Raw genomic sequence first — 7,824 nt, forward strand, 5'->3', positions numbered from 1 at the left:
TATTTTCGCTAGAACGGAGCGAAAATTAGAGCGACATTGTAAAACAAAAAAAAATATTTTAAGCTTTTAAGCCGATGAGTTGGCAGGCTAACCAGTGGGCGAGTTAACAGGTTAACCAGTTGACGAGTTAACAAGTTAACTGGTTAGCGAGTTGACAAGTTAACCAGTGACAAGTTGGTAAGCTACCCTATCACAACGAAAATACAGGTATGGTGTTTACGCTCAACATTCATTGGGACAGTTATAAGTTGCTGGTTTTCTAGGTAGAAGTTTTCTAAGTGGATGTGTTTCTAAGTTGGTGAGCTTTTGGTTTATGAGTTGAATTGCGTTTCTTTCAAGCTAAGAACCAACAAACTTATCGTTCGTTAGAGCCCGAAAACCGAAAACTCATAAACCAAAAGCTCACCTAACTTAGAGGCCTAAAAGGCAATATAGCTTAACAAAAAGCATTGTTTACAAGTCCCATCCCACGGCACTTGCGCCAAGGACGGCAGCCGAAGAGCCTTCAAGACCGCTAATGAGGAACTTTGCCTTGTCTTTGAAAATCTTCAACACGCTCTCATCGTATGCCTTTTTAAGCGGTTTCATCAGCAAATCGCCGGCCTTGGTCAGTCCGCCGAAGAAGATAAACGCCTCTGGCGAAGAGAAAGCAGCGAAGTCTGCACATGCCTGACCAAGCATCTTGCCCGTAAACTCGTAAACATCTACAGCCAACTTGTCGCCCTTAGCAGCCGCAAGTGATACATCAAGCGATGTGATTTCTTCCGGTTTCAAGTCGCGAAGGACGGAGGGAGTTGTGGTTTTCTCCAAGAACTCGCGTGCCGAACGTGCCACACCCGTTGCCGAGCAATAGGTTTCCAAGCAACCAAAGCGGCCACACCCACAGCTGCGTCCACCTTCTCTCTGGGCGATGACGTGTCCTAACTCGCCGGCAAAACCGTCGCTGCCATACACCACTTGCCCATTAATAACGATGCCGGAGCCCACACCCGTACCTAGCGTGATGACGATAAAGTTTTTCATTCCACGTGCAACGCCATACGTCATTTCGCCGATGGCGGCCGCATTGGCATCGTTGGTAAGAGCAACGGGGATGCCGCCTAAACCCTCGGAGAACATTTCGGCCAAAGGAACAACCCCATTGTGTCCCCAAGTCAAGTTGGGAGCAAACTCTATCGTTCCTTTATAGTAGTTGCCGTTGGGCGCACCGATACCCATTGCCTTAATGGTTCCGATACCTCCAACCTGCTCAATGATGATGTGAAGCGCGTCGAGCGAAGCCTTAACATAGTCTTCTACGCTTGCATAGGCTTGTGTCTTAATGGCCGTAGTGGCCTTAATTTCGCCTCGGCTATCAACGATACCAAATACAGAGTTCGTTCCACCCAGGTCTAAACCAATGACGTATGGTTTCAAATCTTCTATTACACTCATGTTGTGTCTTTATTTTTAGTTTAGTAATAATTGTTTGCTTTCGTGGATATAGGCCTTGTACACCGGTCCTAAATGGTGGCAGCATTGCGCCATCCTTTTGTATTTAGCCTTAAATTAAGCGTTGACAAAGTTATGAAAAATATGGAATAACACAAACTTATAAGTTGAAAATTTGCTCAATCCGCATATTTTTTGCAATTTTGCATCCGTTATGCCCTTACCTTTTCATATAGATATTGTAGACATTGTATTCAAGGGAATACTTATTGGTCTTATTGCCTCTGCTCCGATGGGGCCTGTGGGAGTGCTTTGTGTTCAGCGAACACTGAACAAAGGCAGATGGTATGGTTTTATCACAGGCATTGGTGCGGCGGTAAGCGATATGATTTACGCCTTGGTTACTGGCTATGGAATGAGTTTCATCATGGATCTCATCACCGCCCCACGCACACTTTTCGCCCTTAAAATATCGGGAAGTGTATTGTTGATGTTTTTTGGGATTTACTGTTTCAAGTCTAACCCCACCAAAAAAGTGCATTACAGCGGTAAGGGCAAGGGCACATTGATACACAACGGCATAACCGCTTTTCTTGTAACTTTCTCCAATCCACTCATCATTTTCCTCTTCATGGCCACCTTTGCCCAGTTCGCTTTCGTTGTCCCGAACAGGCCTTGGCTGATGGTTGGCGGATATACAGGCATTGTGTTGGGCGCTTTAATATGGTGGTTCGGGCTTACTTGGCTTATTGATAAGGTGCGCGGAAAGTTCGATAAAGGTGGAATTATACTCATCAACAAGATTATCGGCAGCGTGGTCATCATCTTTTCGGTGATATTTCTCATAGGCACGATATTCAATCTCTACACATTCGAATACTAACGCACCCTGCCGCACGTCGCCCTTGTACTCCTATTCTATATAATAAGGAGTGGCTCATTTTCATCCCTAGCAAGCATCAACAAATGTACATCGCCAAACAACTAAGAGAAAAAAGCATTGCCGAATACATATTATATATGTGGCAAATAGAAGACCTGATACGCGCTTACGGCTGTTCGTTGCAACGTATCAGGCACGAATACATAGACAAGTTCGACTATACTGCCGAACAAAAAGAAGAAATGCTCGACTGGTACGGCAATCTTGTGCGCATGATGAACCAAGAAGGGAAACGCGAACGGGGGCATCTGCAAATAAATGCCATCATCGTAAAGGATTTGATGGACCTGCACAACCTGTTGATGCAAAGCACCAAGTTTCCTTTCTACAATGCGGCATACTATAAGGTGCTGCCCTTCATCGTTGAGCTACGCAACAAGGGCGATAAGGAGGTGAACGAGATTGAAACATGCCTTGATGCGCTTTACGGCGTGATGTTGTTGAGATTGAAACAAAAGGAGATTACCCCCGACACCATGACTGCCATCAAAGAAATTTCCACCTTTGTGGGAATGCTCGCTGATTATTATCAGAAAGACAAGCGCGAAGGACTGGTTTTTGAAGACGAATAAACATAATCACTGCATAAATGAATATTTTGATTACGGGCTGCAACGGCCAACTAGGAAACGAAATACAGCTGCTGCAAGCGCAGTATGCACAACACACGTGGCTTAACACCGACGTTAACGAATTAGACATCACCGACAAAGCTGCCATCGAACGTTTTGTTGAGGCGAACGAGATTGACGGCATCGTGAACTGCGCTGCCTATACGGCCGTAGACAAGGCCGAAAGCGACCCGCAGCTGGCGCGAAAACTGAACGCCGACGCCCCTGCTTTTTTAGCAGAGGCCGTAGCCAAACGCGGCGGATGGATGGTACAGGTGTCTACCGACTACGTTTTCAACGGCACTAAACACACGCCATACGTGGAAACAGACGAGCCTTGCCCTAATAGCATTTATGGACAAACGAAGTTGGAAGGCGAACAGGCCGTAAGTAAACTCTGTCCAAACGCCATGATTATAAGAACGGCTTGGCTGTACAGCGAGTTTGGAAACAACTTTGTGAAAACAATGATTCGCCTAGGAAGAGAACGCGAACAACTAGGCGTTATCTTCGACCAGGTGGGTACGCCAACCTACGCTCACGACCTTGCTACGGCGATAATGACGGCCATAGACAAGGGCATCAAGCCTGGCGTTTACCACTTTTCTAACGAGGGCGTAACAAGTTGGTACGACTTTACCAAGAGCATACATCGCCTATCGGGAATAAATACTTGCCAAGTTTCTCCCTTGCACACCGCAGAATACCCCACCCCAGCCTGTCGCCCTGCATATAGCGTGCTCGACAAGACGAAGATTAAGGCTGCTTACGGCATCGAGATACCCCATTGGGAGGAGTCGTTGGCCAAGTGTATTGCCAAACTTTAATCATGAAATTAACACGGTTTACAAAATAACGGACCTGTCGACTGAATAACGGCTCTGTCAACTTGTTAACCCGTTAACTTGTCAACAGAATAACAGACTTGTCAACTCGTTAACCCGTTAACTTGTCAACTTTGAATAAGAACATAGGAAATAATGACTGAAATAGAAAGAAGACGAACCTTTGCCATCATCTCTCACCCCGACGCTGGTAAGACAACACTCACTGAAAAATTCTTGTTGTTCGGCGGACAGATACAGGTGGCAGGAGCAGTAAAGAGCAACAAGATAAGAAAAACGGCCACATCCGACTGGATGGACATCGAGAAACAACGTGGCATATCGGTTTCTACCTCGGTGATGGAGTTCGATTACGAAGGCTATAAGGTGAATATCCTGGACACACCCGGACACCAAGACTTCGCCGAAGACACTTATCGCACACTTACAGCGGTAGATTCGGCCATCATTGTTGTGGATTCGGCCAAAGGTGTTGAAACACAAACACGCAAGCTAATGGAGGTTTGCCGAATGCGGAACACCCCTGTGATTATCTTTGTCAACAAGATGGACCGCGAAGGACGCGACCCGTTCGACCTGCTTGACGAGTTAGAAGAGGAACTGCAAATAAAGGTTAGGCCCCTTTCGTGGCCCATTAACCAAGGCGAACGTTTCAAAGGGGTGTTCAATATCTACGAAAACCAACTGCAATTGTTCACTCCCGACAAACAACGCGTTACCGAAAAGGTGGAGGTAGACGTAAATAGCGACGAACTAAGCGAACATATTGGCGAACAAGACGCACAGAAACTTCGCGATGATTTGGAACTGGTAGACGGCGTTTACCCCGAATTTGACGTGGAAACCTATCGTGCAGGGCATGTTGCGCCCGTGTTCTTTGGTAGCGCGCTCAACAACTTTGGTGTTCAAGAACTGCTCAATTGCTTTGTGCAGATTGCTCCAAGCCCCAAGCCCACTATGGCAGAAGAGCGCGAAGTGCAGCCCACTGAATCGAAATTTACGGGGTTCATCTTCAAAATAACGGCAAATATCGACCCCAACCACCGCTCGTGCATCGCATTCTGCAAGATATGCAGCGGCAAGTTTGTGCGAAACCAGCCCTATCGACACGTTCGACTCGACAAAACGCTGCGTTTCAGCAGTCCGACACAGTTCATGGCGCAACGCAAAAGCACCATCGACGAAGCCTATCCTGGCGACATCATCGGCCTACCCGACAACGGAATATTTAAGATTGGCGACACCTTAACCGAAGGAGAGTTGCTACACTTCCGCGGCTTGCCATCGTTCTCGCCAGAGATGTTCAAGTATATCGAGAACGACGACCCCATGAAGGCCAAGCAACTGAACAAGGGTATCGAGCAATTGATGGACGAAGGCGTGGCACAACTCTTCATCAACCAATTCAATGGGCGCAAAATCATCGGCACAGTTGGTCAACTTCAATTCGAAGTCATCCAGTATCGACTTCAAAATGAGTACAATGCCAAATGCCGTTGGGAACCCGTTCACCTGCACAAAGCCTGTTGGATAGAGTCTGACGACCCCAAAGAACTGGAGAATTTCAAAAAACGCAAGTACCAATATATGGCCAAAGACCGCGAAGGACGCGACGTATTCTTGGCCGATTCGGGCTATGTGTTGAGCATGGCGCAGCAAGATTTCGAACACATCAAGTTCCATTTCACAAGCGAATTTTAGGTGCTTACACACTATCAGTAACTCCTTACCATGCCCAAAGCATGGTATATTTTGAAAAAATCTGTGCTTGATGTAAAAAGAAAATCGTATTTTTGCAATCAAAACGACAATAAATTAAAAGGTATATGATAAAGATAACATTTCCGGATGGCTCCATCCGCGAGTACGAAAAAGGCATTACCGGCTTGGAAATAGCAAAGAGCATCTCGCCAGCCTTAGCGCGCGACGTGCTGTCGATTGGCGTAAACGGCAAGACTACCGAGCTTAACCGTCCCATAAACGAAGACGCAACGATTGCGCTTTACAAATGGGAAGACGAGGAAGGCAAACACACCTTTTGGCATTCGTCGGCTCACCTGTTGGCCGAAGCTTTGCAAGCGCTCTACCCCGGCATTCAGTTCGGCTTTGGTCCTGCCGTAGAGAACGGCTTCTTCTATGACGTAATGACCAAAGACGGAACGCCCATCAGCGAGAACGACTTCCCTAAAATAGAAGAGAAGATGCGCGAATTTGCCAAGAGAGACGAGGCTATCGTGCGCCGCGAGGTGTCGAAATCCGATGCCCTGAAAGAGTTTAAGGAAGATGGACAGGAATATAAGTGCGAACATATTGACCTCGATTTGGAAGACGGTACTATCTCTACTTACTCACAAGGAGCGTTTACCGACCTCTGTCGTGGCCCACACCTCATGTCCACAGGCCCCATTAAGGCCATCAAGCTCACGAGTGTGGCCGGCGCTTTTTGGCGTGGCGACGCTCAGAAAGACCAGCTAACGCGTATATACGGCATCACGTTCCCCAAGAAAAAGATGCTTGACGAGTATCTTATTATGCTTGAAGAGGCCAAGAAACGCGACCACCGCAAGATTGGGAAAGAAATGGAACTATTCATGTTCTCCGAACGCGTGGGCAAAGGCTTACCCATTTGGTTGCCGAAAGGAACAGAACTCCGCCTGCGCTTACAGAACATGTTGCGTAAAATACAGAAACGCTTTGGTTATCAAGAAGTAATTACCCCACATATCGGCAGTAAGAACCTCTATGTAACTTCGGGGCACTATGCGCACTATGGCAAAGACTCGTTCCAGCCCATACATACGCCCGAAGAAGACGAAGAGTACATGCTCAAACCCATGAACTGCCCACACCACTGTGAGGTATTTGCATGGAAACCCCGCTCGTATAAAGACCTGCCCCTGCGTATCGCAGAGTTCGGCACGGTTTACCGTTACGAAAAGAGTGGCGAGTTGCACGGACTTACCCGTGTTCGCTCGTTTACACAAGACGATGCCCACATCTTCTGCCGCCCCGAACAAGTTAAGAACGAGTTCCTGCGCGTGATGGACATCATCCAGGCCGTATTCAAAATCTTCCATTTCGACGACTTTGAGGCACAAATAAGTTTGCGCGACCCGAAGAACACCACGAAGTATATTGGCTCTGACGAAGTTTGGGAAGAAAGCGAGCAGGCCATTATCGACGCTTGCAAAGAAAAAGGGCTCGACGCAAAGATTGCTTATGGCGAAGCGGCTTTCTATGGCCCTAAACTCGACTTCATGATAAAGGACGCTATCGGACGTCGCTGGCAGTTGGGCACAATACAAGTAGACTATAACCTGCCCGAACGCTTTAAGTTGGAATACACGGCCGAAGACAACACGAAGCAAACGCCCGTGATGGTTCACCGCGCGCCTTTCGGTTCGATGGAACGTTTCACAGCTGTTCTTATTGAACACACCGCCGGACACTTCCCATTGTGGCTCATCCCCGACCAAGTGGCCATTCTGCCCATATCAGAGAAGTACAACGACTATGCACAACGTGTGGCCAAATACTTAGACAGCGTTGGCGTTCGTGCAACGCTCGACGTTCGCAACGAGAAAATCGGCCGTAAGATACGCGATAACGAAATTAAACGTGTTCCTTACATGGTTGTTGTTGGCGAAAAAGAGGCTGCCGAAGGACTTGTTTCGATGAGAAAGCAAGGTGGTGGAGAGCAAGCCACGATGTCGATGGAAGAGTTTGCTAAGCGCATTAACGACGAAGTGGCCGCTCAATTGGCTGCTACCGACATCCATCCCAACGATTAAAACGCGCATAACAACTCGTTAACAGGTCAACTTATTAACTGGCCAACTTGTTAACTGGTCAACTGGTTAATTGGTTAACTGGCCAACTGTTCAACTCATAAACTAAGCCACCGGCTTATGGGCTAGCCTCCGCAACACACCTGCGAAAGCTACGTCCATAAGTCGGTTTATATAGGGTAATTCAGTTAATTCCCTCTTAGGAA

General features: G+C 47.4%; 6 protein-coding genes. 5 read left to right on the plus strand and 1 reads right to left on the minus strand.

Annotated elements, in window-relative coordinates:
- Positions 1-453: 453 nt before the first annotated feature.
- The gene (locus HMPREF2955_RS08810) at positions 454-1,434 is read right to left on the minus strand and encodes an ROK family protein (RefSeq protein WP_019188445.1); all 981 of its coding nucleotides are present in this window, start codon (positions 1,432-1,434) and stop codon (positions 454-456) included.
- 211 nt (positions 1,435-1,645) lie between these two features.
- Between HMPREF2955_RS08810 and HMPREF2955_RS08815 the strand changes: the two genes are divergently transcribed.
- The 5 genes from HMPREF2955_RS08815 (at position 1,646) to thrS (ending at position 7,621) form a co-directional block, all read left to right on the plus strand.
- The gene (locus HMPREF2955_RS08815) at positions 1,646-2,314 is read left to right on the plus strand and encodes a LysE family translocator (RefSeq protein WP_019188446.1); all 669 of its coding nucleotides are present in this window, start codon (positions 1,646-1,648) and stop codon (positions 2,312-2,314) included.
- Positions 2,315-2,397: 83 nt separating this feature from the next.
- Positions 2,398-2,946, plus strand: a complete 549-nt coding sequence (locus tag HMPREF2955_RS08820) for a DUF4924 family protein (RefSeq protein ID WP_070722737.1) — start codon at positions 2,398-2,400, stop codon at positions 2,944-2,946.
- Positions 2,947-2,963: 17 nt separating this feature from the next.
- Positions 2,964-3,812: a dTDP-4-dehydrorhamnose reductase gene (rfbD, locus tag HMPREF2955_RS08825; protein ID WP_070722740.1), complete on the plus strand. Its 849-nt coding sequence runs from the start codon at positions 2,964-2,966 to the stop codon at positions 3,810-3,812.
- Positions 3,813-3,965: 153 nt separating this feature from the next.
- Entirely contained in the window at positions 3,966-5,531 is a 1,566-nt protein-coding gene (locus tag HMPREF2955_RS08830) for a peptide chain release factor 3 (protein ID WP_070722741.1), read from the plus strand.
- A gap of 125 nt (positions 5,532-5,656) precedes the next feature.
- On the plus strand, positions 5,657-7,621 hold the full coding sequence (gene thrS, locus HMPREF2955_RS08835) for a threonine--tRNA ligase (RefSeq protein WP_070722744.1): 1,965 nt from the start codon (positions 5,657-5,659) through the stop codon (positions 7,619-7,621).
- Positions 7,622-7,824: the final 203 nt, after the last annotated feature.

This window comes from Prevotella sp. HMSC073D09, from assembly GCF_001814145.1.
Classification (GTDB): Bacteria; Bacteroidota; Bacteroidia; order Bacteroidales; family Bacteroidaceae; genus Prevotella; species Prevotella conceptionensis.